The organism is Aquimarina rhabdastrellae (assembly GCA_947387485.1).
Classification (GTDB): Bacteria; Bacteroidota; Bacteroidia; order Flavobacteriales; family Flavobacteriaceae; genus Aquimarina.
This window is the reverse complement of sequence record CANDNT010000020.1, coordinates 22,133-45,325: the sequence shown is the minus strand read 5'-3', so window position 1 is coordinate 45,325 and position 23,193 is coordinate 22,133. Positions and strand designations below refer to the sequence as shown.

The 23,193-nt window shown below is 31.5% G+C and carries 13 protein-coding genes; 5 read left to right on the top strand and 8 right to left on the bottom strand.

What is annotated here, in order from left to right:
* Positions 1-16: 16 nt before the first annotated feature.
* The 8 genes from ACYEKI_RS19065 to ACYEKI_RS19030 form a co-directional block, all read right to left on the bottom strand.
* Positions 17-604: an HD domain-containing protein gene (locus tag ACYEKI_RS19065; protein WP_459212810.1), complete on the bottom strand. Its 588-nt coding sequence runs from the start codon at positions 602-604 to the stop codon at positions 17-19.
* 155 nt (positions 605-759) lie between these two features.
* Positions 760-1,341, bottom strand: coding sequence for an RteC domain-containing protein (locus ACYEKI_RS19060; RefSeq protein ID WP_459212809.1), 582 nt, complete (start codon positions 1,339-1,341; stop codon positions 760-762).
* A 14-nt stretch (positions 1,342-1,355) separates the two neighbouring features.
* Entirely contained in the window at positions 1,356-2,036 is a 681-nt protein-coding gene (locus ACYEKI_RS19055; protein ID WP_459212808.1) for a YceI family protein, read from the bottom strand.
* Between the two features lie 27 nt (positions 2,037-2,063).
* The gene (locus tag ACYEKI_RS19050; protein ID WP_459212807.1) at positions 2,064-2,798 is read right to left on the bottom strand and encodes a hypothetical protein; all 735 of its coding nucleotides are present in this window, start codon (positions 2,796-2,798) and stop codon (positions 2,064-2,066) included.
* 16 nt (positions 2,799-2,814) lie between these two features.
* A complete protein-coding gene (locus ACYEKI_RS19045) occupies positions 2,815-5,289 on the bottom strand; it encodes a TonB-dependent receptor (protein WP_459212806.1) in 2,475 nt (824 codons plus the stop codon).
* Positions 5,276-6,727, bottom strand: coding sequence for an ArnT family glycosyltransferase (locus ACYEKI_RS19040; protein ID WP_459212805.1), 1,452 nt, complete (start codon positions 6,725-6,727; stop codon positions 5,276-5,278). The genes ACYEKI_RS19045 and ACYEKI_RS19040 overlap by 14 nt, the downstream gene beginning before the upstream one ends.
* Positions 6,711-7,496: a glycosyltransferase gene (locus tag ACYEKI_RS19035; RefSeq protein WP_459212804.1), complete on the bottom strand. Its 786-nt coding sequence runs from the start codon at positions 7,494-7,496 to the stop codon at positions 6,711-6,713. Before ACYEKI_RS19035 ends, ACYEKI_RS19040 begins: the two co-directional genes overlap by 17 nt.
* Before the next feature lie 503 nt (positions 7,497-7,999).
* Positions 8,000-9,022 carry a helix-turn-helix domain-containing protein gene (locus ACYEKI_RS19030; protein WP_459212803.1) on the bottom strand — a complete coding sequence of 341 codons (1,023 nt, stop codon included), beginning with the start codon at positions 9,020-9,022 and terminating at the stop codon, positions 8,000-8,002.
* Positions 9,023-9,703: 681 nt separating this feature from the next.
* On the opposite strand from ACYEKI_RS19030, the gene ACYEKI_RS19025 reads away from it, so the two are divergent.
* From ACYEKI_RS19025 to ACYEKI_RS19005, 5 genes are all read left to right on the top strand, one after another.
* Positions 9,704-10,120 carry a cyclic nucleotide-binding domain-containing protein gene (locus ACYEKI_RS19025; RefSeq protein ID WP_459212802.1) on the top strand — a complete coding sequence of 139 codons (417 nt, stop codon included), beginning with the start codon at positions 9,704-9,706 and terminating at the stop codon, positions 10,118-10,120.
* Between the two features lie 574 nt (positions 10,121-10,694).
* Entirely contained in the window at positions 10,695-11,765 is a 1,071-nt protein-coding gene (locus ACYEKI_RS19020; protein ID WP_459212801.1) for a hypothetical protein, read from the top strand.
* Positions 11,766-12,090: 325 nt separating this feature from the next.
* Positions 12,091-13,209: a hypothetical protein gene (locus ACYEKI_RS19015; RefSeq protein WP_459212800.1), complete on the top strand. Its 1,119-nt coding sequence runs from the start codon at positions 12,091-12,093 to the stop codon at positions 13,207-13,209.
* Between the two features lie 209 nt (positions 13,210-13,418).
* A complete protein-coding gene (locus ACYEKI_RS19010) occupies positions 13,419-14,069 on the top strand; it encodes a hypothetical protein (protein ID WP_459212799.1) in 651 nt (216 codons plus the stop codon).
* 12 nt (positions 14,070-14,081) lie between these two features.
* A complete protein-coding gene (locus tag ACYEKI_RS19005; RefSeq protein WP_459212798.1) occupies positions 14,082-23,078 on the top strand; it encodes a LamG-like jellyroll fold domain-containing protein in 8,997 nt (2,998 codons plus the stop codon).
* Positions 23,079-23,193: the final 115 nt, after the last annotated feature.

Below are 23,193 nucleotides of genomic sequence, written 5' to 3'. Positions count from 1 at the left end.
TGAGGAAGAGAAGGGTTTAATGAAAATACTTTAGGATTTCGTTTATTTTTTTTAGGTTATCTTGTTTCCTGATTTCTAATACTTTTTTTCCATAATCTGTTTTAAAAGAATGTGTCCTTAAAAAATCTGCATTTGTTTTGTGCCATTCGATATCAGACATTTTTAAATCACAAAATAGTTCCCATTCTCTTCTTAAAAACAATTTTTTATAAAAGAAATTAGGCGTACTAATATGCATTAAATCTGCATCACATAGTATTTGTTCGTATTCGTTCTTTGGGGTTTGAGGCATTTTTGTGGCGTCAATTAAATTGCAGATTATTTCGATTTTGTTTTGATCAAACTTATGCTTTTCTAAAAAGCGAGTAGCTATTTTTTTACTAGCTTCTTCATGACCAGTATAAACTTCAGAAAATCCAGTATCGTGAAACCAAGCAGCAATTTGTATCATTTCTGTATGATTATCGCTTATATTTTGCCATTTTGAAATCTCTTTTACATTTTCGACTACTTCTCTAGTATGATTTAAATTATGAAAAGCATATAATCGACATCTTGACTTCTTAAGTAATTCTGAGCAGTATTGAGCTGTTTTAACTATCATATCCTTTTGAAATTTTTTGAATAAATCAAAGATTTAAAAACTTATATATAACGCATTGTAATGATATGTTCTAGAGTAGATTGTGGTTTTTTTTTGAATTGTATAAGAGTTGAATTAATTAAACTAATAAGATACTTTACTAAGCGGCATTAAGATTATTTTTGAAAGTTTTGAGGAATTAAAGCATTAGAATTATGATCTAATTTGTCAATCTCTTTTTTTAAATAAACAATCAACCTTTCATAAGCCATTATATGTGCTACTGTGATATCATGATTTGTAGAAAACTGATCATCTGTAAAAAAATGAAAAGAATCAGGGAAGAGCCTTATATCAGCTTTTCCCTTTATAAAATATTCTTCATTAAAAATAAAAGCTCTTTTCTCATAATAACTATAAAAATCTTGATGCTCATTAAAGTAAACATACAATGATTGTATATAATTATTAAGATATTGTATTTGTATTCTATTAATACTTTTAGGACGTTCACTTTCAATATTAAACAGTTTTGTATAATAAATTAACCAACTGTGAATTTTGGGTTTAATAACTCTGAAGAACTCCATCCCTTGTTTGTTATTTTTAAATCCATCATTGTTGATATGTATAGTTGTAAGAACGTCTGATGAAATTTGAATACCTTTTTCTGCTCGATCTATAGTATCATGAATTTTATTTTCAATAGCTTCAATTGATAAAGTTAAATCAAACAGAATCTTTTCATAGTTTTTCAATTTTTAAACGATTTTCACTTAAACTTAAGCGCTAGGATTAATTCAAAATCATTTTTGATGACATTATCTCCAAGATTGTCAAAGAATGACCCAGAACCATATTTAATTCCGAATGCGGTTCTATCAATTTTTACAGTAGCCTTAAATAAACCATCGACAATTTGTGCAGGAAAAGAGATCGTATTAGTTACATCTTTTATTGTCATATCTCCTTTGATCATATAGTTATTTGCTTGTTTGTTAATAGATGTAATAACAAACTTTGATTCAGGATAAGTTTTTGTATCAAAAAAGTCATCATCTTTTAAATGATTAGCTAGATCATCTCTATCATCATGTCCTTCTTCTCCATCACCTTCCTCTTCTTCTTCCTCTTCATCATCATTGTCTTGCATTAATTCTGTAGCTCTGATAGAGTTCATATCAGCTATAAAACTACCACCAGTTAGCTCATCGTTGTCAAAATTTAATTTCCCTTGTTTAAGTGAAATAGCTCCTGTATGATTACCCAGTAGTTTGTATCCTTTCCAGATAATTGTGCTTTTTGCTATATCAACAGTTTCTACAGTATTATATGTTAATTGTATTTGAGGGGTTTCTGTAGTTACTTTTTCAATTTGTTTTTCATTTTTGCAAGCTATAATTGCAAAAAATAAGAGTATAAATGATAATGTTTGTGTTACTTGTTTTTTCATTTTGTTATTTATTTTATGTGCTAAAAATTATTCGTTTAAACTTTCGGATTGGCTATGCCTTACTATTAAACCAGTCATGACAGAGGATAGAACTAATCGTATTTCATCATTAATATCGTTGCTTATCCAGACTCTACCACTATTAAGTAATGAAGTTGCCCCAATAGCCTTATCATTTTGAATAAATTCATATCCATTTACATCAATGTTTATCCAATTGGCTTGTCCTTTTATTTTTTTTACAGCTCGTATAGTTATCTTTTCAGCTTTATTGTTTTGATTGACTATAAGACCAGAAGTAATACCCTCTAATGAGTTACCATCGGGTTCATAAACAATAAAGTCCCAATTGATAGTTTCATTTTTGATACTCCCAGCAAAATAGTCTTCGCGTTTTAGGGTAATCGCAAAGAAGTCATTAATCAAAGGAATTTCTGTAGCGCTAAATTTTCCGATACAAAGTACATTTGCACTCTTTCCAGATGGAATGCTTTGAGTGTAGTTTAACTTTTCTTTTGCGCCTTTAAAGCTAATTGCAAACGGAAAATTATATCCTAAGTTCCATCCTCTTTTAACTTTAGAAGTTGTATACCCGCCATACCTAATAGTTTGGTTAAAGTGCCAGCCTTGTCGTCCTTTAACGTCATATACAGTGGTGTTTTGATTTAAGTTTTCTGATAAAACTAAATCTGGAGTCTTACATGAAAAGACTACTATTAATAGTACTAAGTGGAGTAATAGTTTTTGTATTCTATTTTTCATTTTTAAGATATTCTTTTTACAAATCATCATTGTCATCGTCATACTCTTCATCATTTTTATTTTCTTTAAAATCTTTAAATCGATACGTGAATGTTAGATTAAATTGTCTTTCAAACCTTTGGTATTCTGAATAAGATTGAAAAGTTGTATTAAACGCATCTCGACGTCTTACTCTTGAATTAAATAGATCTGAAGCATTTAAGTTAATAGCGCCGCGACCGTTAAAAAGTTCTTTGTTTATAGATACATTGGTTACAAAAATATCTCGTCTTGTTGTGTTAACTTCTTTAAAAGGAGCATCATATTGAATAGCAATTTGTAAATCAATATCTTTAGGAATTTTTATTTTAGAAGATAGACGTGTAAACCAACTTGATGACGAAGTATTTAAAGATTGGGTTTGAGTGATGAGGTTTGTTGGATTTATAGGATCCAAAATAGTATTTTCAAAGCTTCCGTTTTGTTTAAAATGATACCAATTAAAAGTACCATTGATATGTAGCCAGTTTATAGGACGGAATAAAGAAGATAATTCTATACCAAACCTGTTTTCGTCTCCTATATTTAAAGGTCTTGTAATTAAAATAGGAATATTATTATCTGATACGAGACCAGAATTTGTTGTTATTCTTTGAACGATATCTTCAGAGTATTGAAAATACCCAGTGGTTTCAAGAGAAATAGTATTCCAGTTTTTTAAATAACCTAATTCAAATAAATTAGTGAAAATAGGATCTAAATCTGGATTTCCAGAGAATAGATTTAAATCATCTGAAAAACCTGAAAATGGATTTAACTCTCTAAAATCTGGTCTTCGTATTCTTCTACCATAACTAGCTTTCAGTTCGCTACTTTCTGTGAACTCATATCCTAAATGAAATGAAGGAAAGAGATTGCTATAGTTTTTATTAAAGTTAATAGCAGAAGTAAATTGTAGAACATCAATATTAGTCTGTTCTAAACGCAATCCTGTAAGTACATTGAATTTTCCAAACACATTTGCATATTGTATGTAAAGTGCACTAATATTCTCGTCATAATCCATTCGATTACTAAGATTGGTATTTAGTTCCCAAACATTAGCAGTCGTATTAAATTCTTCTACCGTAGAATTATATTTTATTGTACGAAAGTTACCTCTCAATCCTGCTTCAAATTGCCCGTTTTCTGAGAATGGAAATATATAATCGGCTTGCAATAATAAGTTTCGTTGCTTTTCATTGGTACCTGTCCTATCTCGTTCATCAGGGAAATTACCAAAAGTGTAAGTGTCATTAAAAGTTGCAGTTTCTATTTCGGTATTAGAATCATATTTAGCTTCGACTACTAATAGATGTTCTTCTGCCTCATCAAAAACCGATTTATAAGTCAAAGTATATTCGTCGCTATTGTCTTTTTCTAACTCATTTTCGTCTCGTAATCGAGTACTAATTAATGTATGATCTCTATCAAAAGTATCAAATATTAAAGTACCATTATTGTCATTGTCTTCGGCTGCATAAAGCCCCATAAAAGTTAAGGTGTTTTTATCATTAAAATAATAATCAGCACCAAGAGCAATAGTATACTCGGGACCACCACGGATGATATCTTGTTTTTGATTTAAAAAACCTGTAGTAACTCCTGTTGTTTCATCAAAGTAGGTGGTATTTACTAATTGATTTCCGGGGCGTTTTGCATAATTAAAACTAGCATTTGTAAAAACATTAAAGTTTTTTGTTCTATAATTGAGATTAGTGGTGATACCATAATTTTCTGGAGTACCTACTATGGCTTGAACAGAACCATTAAAACCTAAAGCTTTTCCTTTTTTAAGAATAATATTGATAATACCAGAGGCTCCTTCTGCATCATATCGGGCAGATGGATTTGTAATAACTTCTATAGATTCTATGGCGTTTGATGATAGGCGCTCTAAGCCTTGAGTATTACTAATGCCTATTAACCCAGAAGGCTTTCCATTTACCAGAATACGTATATTGCTATTCCCTCTAAGGGTTATATTTCCGTCTACAGAAACTGCTACAGATGGGACATTATTTAAGGCTTGTAATGCATTAGAACTTTGAGCTGTTAAGTCTTGACTGATGTTATATATTTTTTTGTCAAGTTTTGTTTCAAACAATTTTTTTTCACCTTTTACTATTACTTCAGAGAGTTGTTCGGTATCTTCAATGAGATATAGTTGTCCCAGATCGATATCTTTAAGTATGTGTTGATTGTTGAGTACAATAGGCTTAAAACCAATAAACTCAACTTTAATAGTATAAATTCCAGTTTCTACTTCAAATGAGAATTCTCCATTTTCACTTGATATGCCGCCGTATTTTGGGGATTGTTCTCCGATAGAAGTAAAAGAAACGGTAGCATAGCCTAATGGCATCGAGGTTGCCTTTTCGAGTACTTGTCCTTTTACTGTAAATTTAGCCTTACCATATACCAATGAGACACTAAAAAATAGGATGTAAAAAATAAATCTAGTTACTTTCATTATTCATTTTTATTAAGGAGTTATTGTCTTTAGCGAGAAAGCCATAACATTTTTTCTTATTGTTTGTACTAATGGGGGTTAAATTTTTTAATAAAGTATGAGGGATTCTTGAGGTATCTTTATGTTTTATTATAAGTGTAAAAGGAATCTTATTATGGAGTTGTTCTTGAATTTCGTCTAATTGAATTGCTTCTATTTTTCCTTTTGAATAGAATTGTCCTGAATAACTCTTTTTTCTGTAATGAAATAGTGGTGTTGCTAAATCCTGTGTGTTTTGAACAAATTGCTTATCTGAATTTGCATAGAATGCTACTTGATTTGTTATATACAGATAACCATATCCTCCTAAAGCAATTAGGGGCAATGATAAAGCTATGATAAGAGCACTTTTTTTATTTTTAAATTCTTTCCACCAAAAAATAATAAGTAATGCCAATGGAACCATAACAGGCATTATATAAGGATGAATTAAACTCTTTGAAGTTGTAAAGAATAAAGGTGTCCATAATAACCAAAGAATTAAGAAACTTGTCCATTTATTTTTAAGCACAAACTTTTTATTCTTAATGATTTTGACAATAGCAAATTGAATCCAAGGTAGAGCAAATAATAGTAAGAAGATCCAAATCATTCCGATAGGTTGTGATTTAGGAAATCCATATTTATCACCACTCCAATTGGAATCAAAAAAACGTTTAAAATGTTCGCCAATAATAAAGTAATCTATAAAACCAGGAGATTGTTTTTCTGTTAGATAATACCAAGGTAGTGCTAATAGGATAACAATGAAAACGCCAGTAGTCCAAGGAAATAAAACCCAAGCTCGTTTAAAATATTTATTAATCCATGTCCATAAAAATAAAGGAGGAATTGTAAGAATTAATACAAGAGGGCCTTTAGCTAATAATCCTAAAGCAATTCCGATAAAAAATAAATATTTCCAGTACCAATAGCGATTTCCAGACATCGTTTCCCAAAATGAAAGCATGATAAGGGTTATACTAAATGTTAGTGCCGTATCTGTAGATACAACACCTGCATGTAAAAAGAATTGAGGTATTGTGAATAGAACTAATGCTGGTAACCAAAAGGATAGGTTTTGTCTTTTGGCATATTTTCCAGTCATTAGTGCTATAAGTACTGAAAGCAGAAAATAAGGTAGTCTAGCAGAAAATTCATTGATTCCGAAAAGCTTAAAGCTAATTGCTGAAAGCCAGGTGGACAGAGGGGGTTTTGCCCAAAAAGGAATACCATAATCTATCTGAAGAACTATCCAGTTATTGGTTTCTACCATTAACCGGGCTATTTCTGCATAACGAGCTTCAGTTTTATCCATTAACGGAACTATACCGTTTAAAAATAGCCTGAAAGCTAGTAATAAAATAACTACAATGACTATACAGTTATATTGATTATATGTTTTAAACGATAGTTTCACTTAAGATTTCTTGTGTTTTATTAATTTCTTTAATCGTGTAAATCCTTTTAATCATTAGTAATTCAAACCAAATTTTAAAGAAATAGAAGAGACTTACTTTTGAGTGATTTTTATCAATCCATGAACGTAATGGTATTTCTTTTGAGATTCTGATTAGACCTTGTTTTCCATAAATGTTTTGGATTCTGTGAAAAATTTCTACATCAAATAGCCATGCAGAGACAAATTTTTGTTGAAAAATTTCGTGTGCTAACAGATTAGAAAAAATCTTGCAACCACATTGTGTATCATAAACGGGTAGCTTTAACTGTTTGGATATTAGAGTTGCTATAAAACGACCAATAAAAAATCTATATGATTTTCTTCTAATAAATGAATCTAGTTTTCTGATTCTTGATCCAAAAACAAAAGATGTTGTAGTATCAATATTTTTGCTGATTTCGTAACATTCTTCAAGAGAAGTAGAGAGGTCAGCATCTAGATAAGCTATTTTACTATAATTGATATTTTTATTACAAAATTGAAATCCAGTTAATACTGCTGTAGCCTTACCAAGATTCTTTTTGTGTTCAATTATTTTTACATTTTTATGAGATGAAAGTTCTATATTATGTAATAATTTTTTTGTTTGATCTGTAGATCCATCATTAACAAAACACAGCATAACATCTTTATGCATGTTTAAAAAATCAAAGTATTTTTTTAGAGTTATTCTTTTCTCCTCGTTAAATGCTGGGATTACTATCACTAACTCAAAATATTTTTTCATGCCTATTAAATTTTAATCTTTAAGTAATTTTCTTTATTCACAGGCATTAAAATGTATAAGGGGAATTAGTTAAGAGAGATTGGCTATTAAAAAAAGGGATTAGTGTACTATGATATTTTTTATATGATACCATAGTAAAAACTTGACCTAAAGAGAGGCCTTTGTGGAAACCTATTTTATTAGTTTTATTTTTACAACTATTAGTGACCGCTTTAGATGTTTTCTTATTTGTAATAAGGAATAGTTTTATAAAATCCATTTGTGAAATTTTTACATTAATAACTCATGGTTTTGGTCTGAGTTATCAAGTATTTTCATTCAAATGTATAGCCGCTAAAGAAAATCAAAAAATGAAGAAGGTTCTACATGAGTATTAAAGACATATTACATGTGTTTTAGGTTGTAAATAGCTGTTTTTTAATGTCTTTCGTAGTGTTTTTTATAAGTGTTTTTGAAGTTCAAAATGCGTATTTTGAACTTTTTAAGAGAAAAGAATAATAAAACTAAGAGGGAGAGGTTAATGATTTTTTATACTGACTTGGTGTTATACCATGTATTTTTTTGAAGGTAGTATTAAACGAAGATTTGGATTTAAATCCTACTTCATTGGCAATACCCATAATGGTATAATTAGCGTATTTATCATTTTGTAGATAAGTAACGAATTCTTCTACTCTGCGTTTGTTTATAAAATCTTGAAAGTTAGATTTTATGTGTATGTTTAATATTTCAGAAAGGTGTTGTCTAGGTATTCCCATTCTTTTTGCCACCTGATTAACCGTAATAGAATTATCCATAAAGAGTTTCTCTTCATCCATGAGTCTAAGGAATTCTTTAATATAAGTATGAACCTTATGTTCATTTAGACTAGATGTTTTATATTTTTTAAGTTCTCTATTAGGTAATACTGTTTTGGGAGAAACTACTAACTTAAATAATATGATGTAAAGTAATAAAGCAGATAAACCAATAATTCCATAACTTTCTAAGAAAGGTATAGCGTCGTGTTCCCCAGTAAAATAATACGGAACAGAATCAACTAGATACACAATAAAATATGGAACAATAAAGAATAACATCCATTGTTCTTTTTTATTTTTCTTAATATCAAGGATTATAAATGATAAATAAAATAGCATTATAGTTGTTATAATCCCTTCAGAAATAACAAAAACAGCATTGTTTTTGATACCAGGAGTATTCTCAAAAGACTGGAGTATTACATAAATAAAATAAGGTATAAAAAGTAACAAATCTTTTATTTGAAACGTATTGTTGTTAGAGTTGTGGTATCTAATTAGTAAATAGAAAAGTGTAATTATTAATGGAGAATGGAAGAAGTACCAATTGGCTTCAGGTTGTATTAAATTAAAGTCATCATCTCCTATAATATGAAGCAGTAGTGATGCGATGGTTACAAATAATAACCAGAAATTAAGACGTTTATAATTATCCTTTTTGGCAAAAAGAACAATTAGTAGAAAAACACCTTGAATTAGAGCTATAATTTGAATTGTTGTTAACATAAATAATCACCTGCTACTATTAGTATAAGGGCTAAAATACTATAAAAAATAGTTTGAATAGTTTTAATAAAAAAATGAATTTAGAAGTAGTAGATGATTTGTTGAAAATTTATGGCAATATAAATGTTAAACTAATGGTAATTTTTTTACGACACTTATCATAGTGTTGTAGAATACAACTGACTTTTATATATTGGTATATCGCAGTAAAATAAAATGGTTTTGTTTTACCTATAGAAGAAAATTTTTGGCAAGCTTAAGTTATAATAATAAGGTCATAGTTTTTGAAAATAATCAGGTATAAATGACCATAATACGTATAGTTATTACTTCAAAAGTTCAAAATACGTATTTTGAACTTACATCATATTACTTTTTTATGATCGTTATTTTTTTGTTTTTGAGTGTGTTGTCTTTTTGAAAAAGAATAATAGGTCTATAATACTCATATCGAACCATAATCCTTTTTACCTTCTTTTTACCGAATATACATTTGTGCGATAATTCTTAATCATCCAAGAAAAATGAGCATGATCAAGATGAAAAAGTCAAAATCTTGAGTAAGATAAATAAACATTCACAATAACATTCATTACAGATGGGGTTTTTAAAGTATCATTTGACGAAATAGACAATAAATCTCTTCTATATTATTTAAAAAAAGATAATATAATAGCTAATATGAATGCTTTTAAAAATAAAAAAGCAAAAATTGCAATATCTTCTTTAACAAGCTGTGAGGTAATTTGGGTAGAGAGTAAGGAGTTAAGTAATTTAGAAAAGTTCCACAATATGAATGTTAATAAGATGATGACCATGTATTATCATTTTATAAGTCAAAAATTATTAGAAAATATTTCTAACTTTTTCAGATTAGATTTTAAAACTAAACTGATTTGTTATCTTAAAGATCAAGTTGAGATTTTGAATACTAATAAGATAGACCTTTCAAGAACAGAAATGTATTCAGATTTAGGAATGTCTAGGGTGACACTTTATAAGCTGTTGAAAAATCTAGAAGAAGAAAGAAAGCTCATTATACGTATAGGATATATTGAAATTATGCCTAGTTTAATGACTTTTAAAAAGCCAAAATAACTTTAGTATAAAAATAATAAAACTTTAAACTATAGGTACATTATCAATTATATCTATAGTTGTTTAAAAAGCATAAAAACAAACCCCATTATTCATTAATATAACAATGAATAATGGGGTTTGTTTTTTTAGAGAAATAGTACTGTAGCATCATAGCCTCTATATTCATAACTTTTGAATGATTTTTATTAACAATAAAAGGCTATGCAAATCTAGATGAGTTATCATAGATGACACCTCTTTTTTATAAAACAATAGTATTTAAACTACAAATTCACAGTTGTTATAGAAGAATTAAAATCTAATAATTAGTAAAAACTGTGATATCAAAAAAGAATAAAGAAGTAAAGAAATGTTAAAAAATAAAAAAATACACTTTTAACAAAATAGAAGATTAGAACAAGAAAAATATAACGTATTTGTTTATAGTTGTTTGACTTGTTTACTGATAAACAGGGTGACTAGAAATACAATGTGATTGCTTTTTTATCGTGATTTCGATCATTAAAAAAATAATGGTTTTTAAAGAGATTTGAACTTTCAAATTAAAATATAATGTAAAATCTAAAAAATCATGAAAAGAAAAACTATTAAAATTTTATCGTGTATAGTATTAGGGTTGGGGGCCTTCACTGCCCGTGCTCAAAGCTTTGACTTATTAGTAAACAGTGGTAGATCTGTATTGCTTAGAGCTGATGCAGATACTTCATCACCTGGAGTAGAAGGATTCTTTTTTGAGATGGGAAGTCAAACTGCTTTTACGATAAATAGAAATGTGACTACAGTTAGAAATAGATTCTCAGTTCATCAAGCTAGTGAGTTTTCTGGAAAAGCAACATTAAATGGTGGTCTTGAAGTAACCAATAGCGCAACACTAAATGGGAGTCTTAATGTAGCAGGTATGACAACATTAAGTGGTGGACTTGAACTAGCGAGTAGATCTATATTTAACGCTGATCTTATCGCAAATAACTTTATAGGAATAGGAACTAATAGACCTCAAGAAAGAGTTCATGTGCATTCAGGAAATATTAGAGTAGATAGTGGTCAATATCAAAGTTGGGGACCTGTAGTTTTACGTGCAGATGTAGATAATAACGGAGATGATTCTATTGAGTTTAGAAATTCATCAAATGAAGAAATGGTTATTATACAAGATGGAAATATTGATTTATTGATAAGAGGTAACCATGGAGGAGGAGAAATTAGATCTAATGGGGCATTAAAGTTTAAACCTGAGGCAGATAATAATGGTACGAACGATGTTATTGCTTTTTATAATGGAGAAGATCAAGTAATGGTACGTATACAAGATGGAGTGATTACAGCAGATCAAGTGCGATTAAATGTAACCTCATTTCCAGATTATGTCTTTGCAAAAGATTATGATTTACTTCCATTAGAAGAAGTGGATATGTATATACAAAAATATAAGCATTTACCTAAAATGCCAACTGAAGCGCATGTGGTGAAAAATGGTATGAATGTTTCAAAAATCAATTCATTATTGGTAGAGAAAGTCGAAGAATTAACACTTTACACCATAAAACAAGAAAAAGAACTTAAAGGACTTAGAGTACTTAAAAATGAAGTTCAGCAAATGAAAGAAATTATTGAACAATTAAAAGAAAAAATTAGCAAATAAGTTCTTCCTTAAGTTTAATAATAGCTATCCAAACACCTTATTAAAGATTCACTACAATTATTATTAAGCTAATATCAAATCATATAGAATAAAATGTATTGCTGTAAAGGCAAGGAGATGTGATTATATCTTTCCTTATATAAATAAAGTCGATTTTTAAAGAAGATACCAAGTTTTGATAAGCTAGTATTATTAATAGCAAAGGAATTTAATCTCTAAAAACTGTCTGTACTAAGTTAAATATAGCTTTTGGGAATAGCTGTAGGTATTCGATATAGTTTTAAAAGAAAAACAATAAAAAATGTTTAATAAATAAAAGAAGGAAATGAAAAAAATTTTAATTGCAATTGGAATTGTATTTTGTATGCAAGAAGCAGAAGCTCAATTTAGACCCGCTATTGGAGCACATTATTATTATTCGTTGGACTCAAATCAAGGAGTTTACATTAGATCAAATTTGGATAATGTAAATCTAGATGGAGGTCCCGAAAATATTAGATTTCAGGTAGGTGAGGATAGAGCTCAATCATATCCTGGAGGTGGAAATTATACGAATAGATATGTTGCAGAAATTAATAAAACAGGGATTGATTTTCTTAGTGGAACAAAAATCAATTTTTTATTACAACCTTTCTCAGAAATAAATACTTCTGGAAGGTTGACTTTTATTGCGGATTCTGACAATGGAGGTAATAATGGAGCTCATGCAGCTGATGATTTTAGATTTAAAATAGGGACATCAGAAAAATTACTTATCCAGAGGACTTTAACGACATTAAAAACTAACACAGAATTTCAAGGTAATGTGGGGTTAGGAACAAGTAGCCCACAAGAAAGAATTCATGTGTATGCAGGAAATGTTAGAGTAGATAATGGTCAATATCAAAGTTGGGGACCTTTAGTTTTACATGCAGATGTAGATAATTCTGGAGATGATTCTATTGAGTTTAGAAATTCATCAAATGAAGAAATGGTTATTATACAAGACGGAAATATTGATTTATTGATAAGAGGTAATCATGGCGGAGGAGAAATTAGATCTAATGGACCATTAAAGTTTAAACCTGAGGCAGATAATAATGGTACAAACGATGTTATTGCTTTTTATAATGGAGAAAATCAAGAAATGGTGCGTATGCAAGATGGAGTGATTACAACAGATCAAGTACGATTAAATGTAACATCTTTTCCAGATTATGTATTTGCAAAAGATTATGATTTAATGCCACTTAAAGAAGTTGCAACTTATATCAAAGCAAATAAACATTTACCTCATATGCCTACAGAAGCACAAGTGATAGCAGAAGGGATGAATATAGGACAAATCAATACCATTCTGGTAGAGAAAGTCGAAGAGTTGACATTGCATACGATCAATCAAGAAGAAAAGATTGAACAATTAATGAAAAAAATTGAAGCTTTAGAAGCTGCAATGAATAAATAAAAATCCAACAAAAATGTTTGAGTTGTTAGTTTGAGTGATTTTATAAAGCGAAGCGACATAAAATTGTACCGAAAACAATAACGTATCAAACATCAATATCCCTTTAGATATAAGACTATTAGATTAGTATGTTCTCTCATTGTTAAAAAAAAATTAAACAATGAACAGGATACCTTTTGTCTTTATCTAAGGTAAATAAAAACAAAAAAATGAAAAAAATATATCAATTTATGGTGATATTACTACTAGGGATTTCTAGTGTGGTAGCACAAGAAAATGACACCTATTTGTATCGATTTATTAGTGTTAAAGGAGATGAAGGTTCTCCTAATTCGACACAAGTACTTTCTCATGATGTAAAACAAAATGTAGCAGTATTAAGAGATATCACGAGAAGAACTCTAGACGAAAATAAAGATTATGGAGATACTTTTATCATCATTCCGATAGAAGAGAAGCCTGGAGAAGTATTGATTGCTTCAGCAAAAAAACCAGAGTATTTATTAAAGAGAGGTAATTTAATTCTATCAGGAGAAAGACAAGAACTTGTGACTTTTGAAAAAAATAATAATGCAAAAAATAACAATGCATTTAGATGGCATATTGTATTACAAAAAGAAGGCAATATAAATGCAGAAAATGATGCTAATATTGTTTCTATACAAAGTTCTGTAGTAAGAAGGTTTTATATCAGAAGTACACATAATCGTGTTTTTGGAAGTTTTAGAGGAGGTCGTGTTGAATTTTTACTCGAAAGAGGTAGAAATACAGATAATACTTCCATTAATGGAACCTTAGAAAGAAGAGAAGTTAATGATGATTATCGTTTTGTAATGCAGCGAATTACAAATACTTTTTAAAAAATAAAGCATATGAAAAAAATAAAAACACAATTATTGTATTTATGGATGCTATGCTTTAGCCTTTTAGCCATAGCACAAGACGATGTAGCACCGCGACCTTATGTAGCACAGTTATTAGCAGATGGAGGGTATAAATCGTATTATGATACCCAAACACGATTGCAAACAAACCTTATTAATGCAGGTAAAGCAGGAGAAGGAACACTAGAGTTTTGGGTACGATTAGAAAAAGAAAATGGAAATCCATTTGAAAAGTTTGAACTTACAAATTTATTAGATGGGAGTAACGAGTTTAAAGTAGGAGTAACCCCTACAACTATTAGTATTACTAATGGTAATGTTGTAATTCCAGAGATTAGTTTATCTGGTAATGCCGTATTAGAAAATGATACGTGGTATCATTTTGGATTAGTTTTTGAAACTGGGAATCGATTTAGTATTTATATTGATGGGGTTCGTAGAGTTTCATTACAAAACTTTACGGTATCTGCAGAAGATTTATATATCACTGCAGGGCGGACAGATCATATGCTTCTAGCCGAATATAGAGCGTGGAACCGAGCCAGAACTAAAGCGCAATTAGAAGATAACAGATTTCGTACGCTGTTTAATGCTAGTGAGGTTATGCTTAGAGATTTTAATCGTTTAGGGTTAGTAATAGCTTATGTAGAAGCAGATGAGGATGTGTCGGTAGCAAATTTTCCACAATTAAAAGAAGCGAGATGGTATAATGCATTAAGTACGGTAGAGAATCCTACAGAAGCCATTCCGTTATTATCCTATTCAAGCATACGTACCAAAGTAAGAAGAGATCAAGGGGAAACACAATTTGCTCATGTTAATACTATGGCAGATCATCCTATATTTAATTTAGATGCTATTTTATTACAAGCAAGTGATGGAAATGGTGCGGATATTAGAATCGATGGAACACATAGTGTGCGTTTACGTTGGCCTCATGTAGCTGGAGCAACTTCGTATGAGGTTAGAAGAAGAGAACTTGGAGGAGGTGCTGAATCTAGCGTAGTAAGTGATATAGAGATAACTCCAGAAGAAATAGCGAGAACAAATGTATCAGAGTTTTTTGAAGAGTTTGATTCAGGAATAGTGCCAGGACATATCTATGAATACACGGTGATAGGAACTATGAATGATGGAGAAACTATAGAAGGAATAGATACAGGGTTTGTATTCCATAATGGAGAAGTAAACGGTAGAGTCGTAACCGAAGGGCAAAGCGGAGTACAAGGTGTAAAAGTTGAAGCCGTATTAAATGATGGAACTATTGCACAACCTAATAATAGTGTACTATATGTAAGAGGCAGTGGCGCTCCAATATTTATCAATAATGTGCAGGTATTTGAAGAAGCAAGAGGAGTAGCTACAATAGAATTTTGGTATAAAACACCAACGAGTAGTACAGATGTTAATACTGTATTTAAATTAGATACAGGAGAGATTCGAATCAATAAGGATAAGATTCAGGTGTATTTAGGTAGTGCTGTATATTTAGAAGCACCTATTAAAGGAGATGCTACAGACTGGCATCATTATGCCTTATCAGTAAGCCCTACAGGAGGAGCATTATATGTTGATGGTGGGTTAGCACCAGATTTAGAGAACTCAAGAAGAGCAGATGCTATAACGACAACACCTTTTATAGTGGGATTAAATCGAGTATCTCAATTTTCTTTTAATCATGAGGTACATAATAACTATTTATTAGATGAACTGCGTATCTGGAAAACAACACGTACTCCAGAAGAAGTTTTTACGTATAAAGACCTTATCTTAGGAGCAGATGATACTAATTTAATAGCATATTATCGTTTTGATTTGACAGGAGATCATGAGATTTATAATCAAGCAATAGGTACTAGAGGAAGATTAGTAGGAAGATCATCAAGTGCATTTACAACACAAGATAATGATATTCCACCAATTACATATGGAGTGGTAACAGATCAAAACGGGAATTATAGCTTTGCTACATTACCAGGAGGTTTAACTACAGATAGTGATTATGGGTATACATTTACACCAAGTTTACCTAATCGTGAATTTAGTCCAGAGACTAGATTTAAGCAAGTTGCAGAACAATTAACATTTACAGAAGCTGAGAGTAGTATCGATCAATTTGTAGATATCTCGACTTTTGAGATTCAAGGAAGAGTACAATATATAATTGATAATGGAAATGGAGAGACAGTGTATCCTGTATTAACAGGTACTGCTATAGAAGTAAATGGAGGTGTATTAAGAAATAATGAGACAGGAGAAGCTATAGGAACTAATTCAAATGGATCGTTTAGATTTGATAGCCCACAAGGAAGGCAAACATTCTCTATTCATCCAACGATATTGCAAAGCACACATATAAATGCAAATGAGAATGACCAACAAAATGAGACCAGTATTTTCTTTGAAGGAACAACAGGATATGCAGCGTTAAAAGAATCCCTTGTTACTACTGAAAATCAATTGACATGGACTGGGTTTTATAGAAGAACAATCGATAATGACCCAAATGCAACTGTAAGAACTACGCAAACTATATTACATCATGGAAGTTTAAAAGTTCAGTTGATAGATGAGGCAGTATTTTCGGTACGTTTAAATGATCAAGAAGTAAAGCAAGTAACTTTACCAGGAATAGAAGAAAATGATTTTGAGTTTTTTGCTGTAGCTATAAATGAAGCCGATAATAGTATACGTGTACTTTTTGATGGGAATTATGATGTGATCCCTTTACCATCAGGTGTAGGAACTTTAGATTTTAATACCAAAGCTTATTTGGGAGCAACTCATATAGAAAATGCATCAGCAGAAACTGATTCAAAAACAGATTTTTATGCAGGACATATTGATGAATTAGAATATCGTATAGGAGCATACTCAGAAGCCTTGTTAAGAATGATTGCTGATGGAGATAATATTGCAGAAGATAATAATGATGATGTATCGAGCGGATTAAGTCTAAGATATACCTTTGAACATAGTAAGAATAGTTTTAGAGCAGTAAATACGATTGTAGAAGAAGGGGCAACGAATAATAATTATTTCGGAGTTTTTGGAGATGCAAGCTTTGATGATAGTGCAAGAGCTCCCTTACAGCGTAATGTTCATTTTGAATATATAGCCTCAAATGAACGATATAACCCAGAAGGAGATACGTATACACTCAATGTAGATGAAGCGATTACAGAATTAGACTTTGTAAATTTAACTAGACATAGTTTAATAGGGAATATCGTGATTCCTTGTGATAACAATGTAGGAGAATGGACAGGAACGATTACAAGAGCCGATGTTAGAGAACCGTCATTTGTTCGTACTATTAGCGCTGCTAACTTTAATGATGAGTTAAAAGTATTTACAGTAAATGGATTAATTCCAGGAACCTATGAACTATCATTGACAAGTACACAAAATCCAACATATACAGTAAATACTACCGTAGATTTACGACAAGGAAACGCTATTGAAGATGTTGAGTATCGTAATGAAATGCAAGTAGAAACTAGGTTTTATAAGTTAAGCGATACTCAAAATGATCAAGGAGAAACGGAATTAGGAGATGAAATAGTAATAGATCCTAGTTGTACTAATCGTTATGTATTTAAACAATTTGATCAAATAGTAGCAGTAACTACTGTATTTGAAGAATATAATGGTGTACGTTGTACACTAGAAGATATTACAGTTAATATTAATGGAGATTTAATTAGAGGGTTAGGTGATGGTATTCAAAAAGTAATTACTAATAAAATGGGGAATGCTATATTACAATTTGAAGTTAATAGCGCTAATTTTATAGTAGCTGCGGATCCATCAGAAAGCTTTTTGCGTAATTTTACTGCAACGGCACAACGAGGGATTTCCAGTGCTAGAGAAACAAAGACATTTACTACAGCTGCAATAGTGACGGGAGTACAACAAGGAAATGCAGATTTTACATTAACTAATCCTACTATACTCCATGTATTACATGATCCGCCAGGAGATAATAGTACCGCAACCTTACATGAAGGAACTTCATTCTCTACGGCATATACCTTTTCTGAAGGAACAGATATCACAGCATCTGCGTTTATAGGAGCTGGACTTGATTTTCAAGTAAAAATGTCTACTGGAACGTTTGTAGGAGTAGGAGCTGGAGCTACATTAGAAATAGAAAATACAGTAGTAGGAAGTGTTGTTGATCTAGCAGCGACAGCAGAAGCTAGTTTTTCATATCGAAATACAGGAGGAAATGGAAGAAGTGTGACTGTAAATAGAAGTATAACAACACCTTCTTTTGATACTTATGTAGGTCAAGATGCAGATGTTTTTATAGGAACTACAGATGTGGTTTCTGTAAGTACAGGAAATGAAATTAAGATAGAGAGTTGTCGAGTGGTAAAAGAGCAAACTAGAGTCCCTGCTATCACAGAACAAACCCCTTTTGTTATAACACAACAACAGATTTTAGATGTGATCATTCCTGGTTTAGAAAAAGAGATAGCAAATCAAACCGAAGGTTTAAATATAAATGATCTAAAAAGCCAAGTCCAAATATGGAAAGACCATGTAGCTAATAATAAGAAAAAGAGAGACAATCTAGTATATAAGATTCAAAGCGATCAAGTTCTAGAAAGGGATAGAACAACGTATCAAGACTTAATTAATAATGTTAGAGTACTTGAAGATAAAGAAAACGAAATCCCAGCAACACTTAATAATTTAGATCAGTTTACAAGATTAGGACAAAGTGGGTTTGTATTTAGTGCAGGACCAACAGTTAATTATTCTTTTACTAGAACTATAACAGAAGATAATGGTTCTAACTTTGGAGGTGGAGCAGGAGCAGGATTTAGTGGAAGTTATACCAATAATATTGCAGGAGGAACGTTCTCTTATGGAGCTAGTGCTAAAGTGATAGGAACACGAACAAATACAGAAAATAATAGCTTTAGTAATGCTGTAACAGAGAGTTTTACCTTTAATGATGATGATGATGGAGATCAATTCTTTACAGCAGTTGTTCCAGATCCAGAATTTGGATCCCCTATGTTTGGAGTCTATTCAGGACGTAGTATGTGTCCATTTGAAGCAGGTACTCAACCACGTCAAGCAGTAGAAATCAGAATAGATAATGCCACAGGGTTTAACGGAGGAAATGATTTTATAGAATATGAACTGACCTTACGTAATACACAGTTAGCAGAAGATAATACCCGTAAAGTGTATTATGTACAATTGATAAATTCTTCAAATTTAAATGGAGCTCAAGTAGAAGTAGGAGGAGTAGATCTTAATAGTGTAGCAGGGAATCGAGCATCATTTTCTTTTGGACTAGATGAGAATTCTCCAGTAGGAGTTCAACAAGAATTAGATGCACCAGTTCGTATGGTAGTAAAGCGTAATCCTGCTGATGCTGGTCAAAATGTTAAATACGAAGATATACGATTACGTTTCTTTGCAGACTGTGAACAAGGAGGAGAAGGATTCTTATATCAATCCTATCGTCAAGATGAATATCGATTAATAGGAGCAGGAGCAAATGCACCAGAGACTTTTAATAGTGGTATAAGACCAGTACAAGAGATTACTTTTACAGCCGATTTTAGCGCGCCTTGTGTAGATAATACTGAAGTAGCAAAACCTATCAAAGATTGGGTGATTAACAATAATAGCAATAATCAGTTGGATTTTAGGTTTAGAATTCCAGGATTATTAGATATTATAGGAGAAATTCCAGAGGGTACAGAGCCAGAAGATTTTGTAGAGACTAGTGATTTTCAGGTAGCGATAGAATATGCTATAACAGGAAATAATACAGGAATAGAATTAGTAACTCTAGACGCGGCAGTGCTAAGAGCAAATTTACAAACAGATGGATTTGTGACATATACTGCAGAGATGGATTTAGCTAATGGAGATTATAGCGTACGTTTAGTACCTATATGTGATCCGCTGAGTAATAACCCGAATGCAAGAAATAATCCTACAGAGTTTATTTCAGGAACTATTAACAAAACAGCAGCCGTTTTAGTGAGTACAAATCCAGCAAATAATGGGATTTATACTTCGGGATCAATTTCGGCAACGTTCTCAGGGCCTATAAACCCAGCAACAGTTAATTTAAATTCTGTAGCCTTAAGAGGAATCTTAGGAGGATTACCAAGAGCGCTGGTTTCTGCAGAATTAAGAACACCAGAAGTAGAAGTTGAAATTCCACATCGTCCTGTATTTAATGCGCCAGAAGCTTTTACAGTAGAGATGTGGGTTAATCCTAGTGCTATTCCATCAGAAACAGCAGTGCCAATCTTACAAAAAGGGAATAATTATAAGGTAGCATTAACACCATCAGGACATATAGAGATCAACGATCAGGTACGTTCTACTCAAACAATTCAGCCATCAATATGGACACATGTTGCAGCAGTATATGATGGTAGCAATGCTATACAGATCTATTTTAATGGAGAACCAGTAGGCTCAGGATCATATACTATAGGAGTTACTAATACAGCATCTATAATGATTTCTCCAGAAGTAGGAGGACAATCTTATGTAGGAGGTATCGATGATGTACGTATATGGACAGATGCAAGAACACCAATAGAGATAGTACAAAACCTAGATGGTCAATTGCTAGGAAACGAGACTGATTTGGTAGCATACTTTGTATTAGATAATATTGCCTTAGAAGTTGATGGTATTCAAGAAGTTGTTAGAGATTATACAGGAAATGCAAGAGCTACAACCAAAGTTGGAGAGATTTTCCATGATGATAGCGGTGAAGCCGCACCACTTGACGTAAGTAGAATGGTAACAAGCTTAGAATTTGAACACAATGTGTCTTCCGGCGGAACAGTACTTAATATTAGACCATTAAGTTCATTGGCAAATCTAGAAGGAGCGCGATTAACATTGCTGATAACAGATGGAGGATTAAGAGATGTTACAGATAATAATATAGAAGGTGCTTCAAGAAGTTTTATTGTCAACTTAAATGCAATACGATGGAGTCAAAATGATGTTGATCGTACACAAATAGAAGGACAAGAACTGATTATAGATGATGTTGATTTTGATAATAGCCAAGGTGGAATTCCAGTAGAATATCGCTTTAGACGATTACCTGTATGGTTATCGGTAAGAGAGAATAATGGAGGAACTATTAGAAATATAAGAGCTGATAGAGATAGATTATCGCTTGCAGCTCAAGCTACAGAACGTAATTTAGAATTTGTAGTAGCACCGTTTTTAACGCCAGGAATGCATAATACAACAGTATATGCAGAGGTATTTGATAATTCATCAAATCCGACGACTACAGGGAAATCTTTAGGAATAGAAAGTTTTACACTAGAGATTACTACCAATTGTGTGGTACCAGATTATGATAATGGATTTGATGCTAGGGATTTCTTAGGGTCTACTGATTTCACGAGTCGTTTAATGATCGGTGGAGAGCAATCTACAGATATAAACGATATTGTAGCGGCATATATAGATGGAGAGTTTAGAGGATCAACAAATGTAAATTCAAGAGGGTTAGTAGAATTATCTGTATTTGGTGATAGAAGTGACAATGGAAAGAGACTAAGTTTTAGAGTCTGGAATGCTTCAGAATGTACAGAGTATGAGAATATTGTTGAACGCTATGATTTTGACTTTAGAGGAAATATAGGTAATCAAACTGTGCCTGTAACTTTTACTGTAGGGAGTACGCTAACTCGTAGAATTGTGGTGAGTGGTAGAAACTTTGATATCAGTTTTAATGTAAGTGATAATCCTATGGTACATACGTTATCATTAGATGCTATAGAAGGATTATCTGCAGGAGCTAAATTGATAGATGCAGAGACGCTAGATGATTTAAACCCGATAGCTATAGCAGATGCCAATGGAATATTGATAGCGCAAGGAAGTTATCCAAATACTATAGATATACGTAAATCATATGTATTACAGCGATCAAGCAGAGATCAAATAACCTTAATAGTATCAGGAGCTCCAGTAGATGTTAATACGAATATAGCTTTAAAGGGTGATGCAGAAGGAGATGGAAATATAACAGAGAAAGAACTTACAGCAGTAGCCTTTCTACCAAGTGAATTACAACGACCAGCTTTTGCATTACGATCATTGACATCATCATCAAGAATAAGTATAGGTGATCGTATAGAAGGTAGAGGACTTAGAGCAGAATATACAGCAGAAGATGGTTGGGTAGGAGCTTTGACGCATTTATTACCAGGACATGGATATACAATGGATGTAACAAATGCAATGACATTAAACTACAGTGGATTAATAGATAGAGCAAGCGAAGCTTCAAAAATGAGTGAAGCAAGTTTATCAACTATAGATGCAGCAACACAATTAAACTGGAAAGTAGATCGAGGAGATTACTTAAGGTTTATGTATATGACAGCGGTAGTAAATGCAGCACAATTAGATACCTCAAAAGAGTATATGATAGCAGCATTTGCAGGAGAAGAGCTACGAGGAGTATCAAAAACACAATTAGTAAAAGGTAAATATCACTACTTTATCGGTATAGGAGGTAGCTCATCAAATGAAGAGATTACATTCAAGTTATTTGATGGAGAGAAGATAGTGACTTTGGATAATGTAGAGGATTTTGATACCTCAGTATCATTAGGTACGATGAAAACACCATATGTGTTAAATTATACGCCTAATAGCGAAACTGAAGAAGTAGTGTTAAACGGTGTATTAGGATTAAGTTTAGGACAAAATATACCTAACCCTATGACCGATGTTACACAGATTAGTTATAGTATCCCAGAAGACGGACATGTAAACATTAGCTTATATAATGTATTAGGACAAAAAGTATACACTTTTGTATCAGATATAGTAAAAGGGAATGTATTACATACTGTTGATTGGAATGGTATTGCAGAAAAACATGTGTTATCAAGTGGTATCTATGTATATAAACTAAATTATGAAGGTCAAGAATTACAACGTAAGTTGGTAATTGAATAATTAAATTTTTGATAGATTTTGACCAGATAAAGCCTCTCTAATTTTAGAGAGGCTTTATTATTTATAAAAGGAAAGAAGAAACTCTTCTTTATGATGAGGGATAATGCGTATGTAG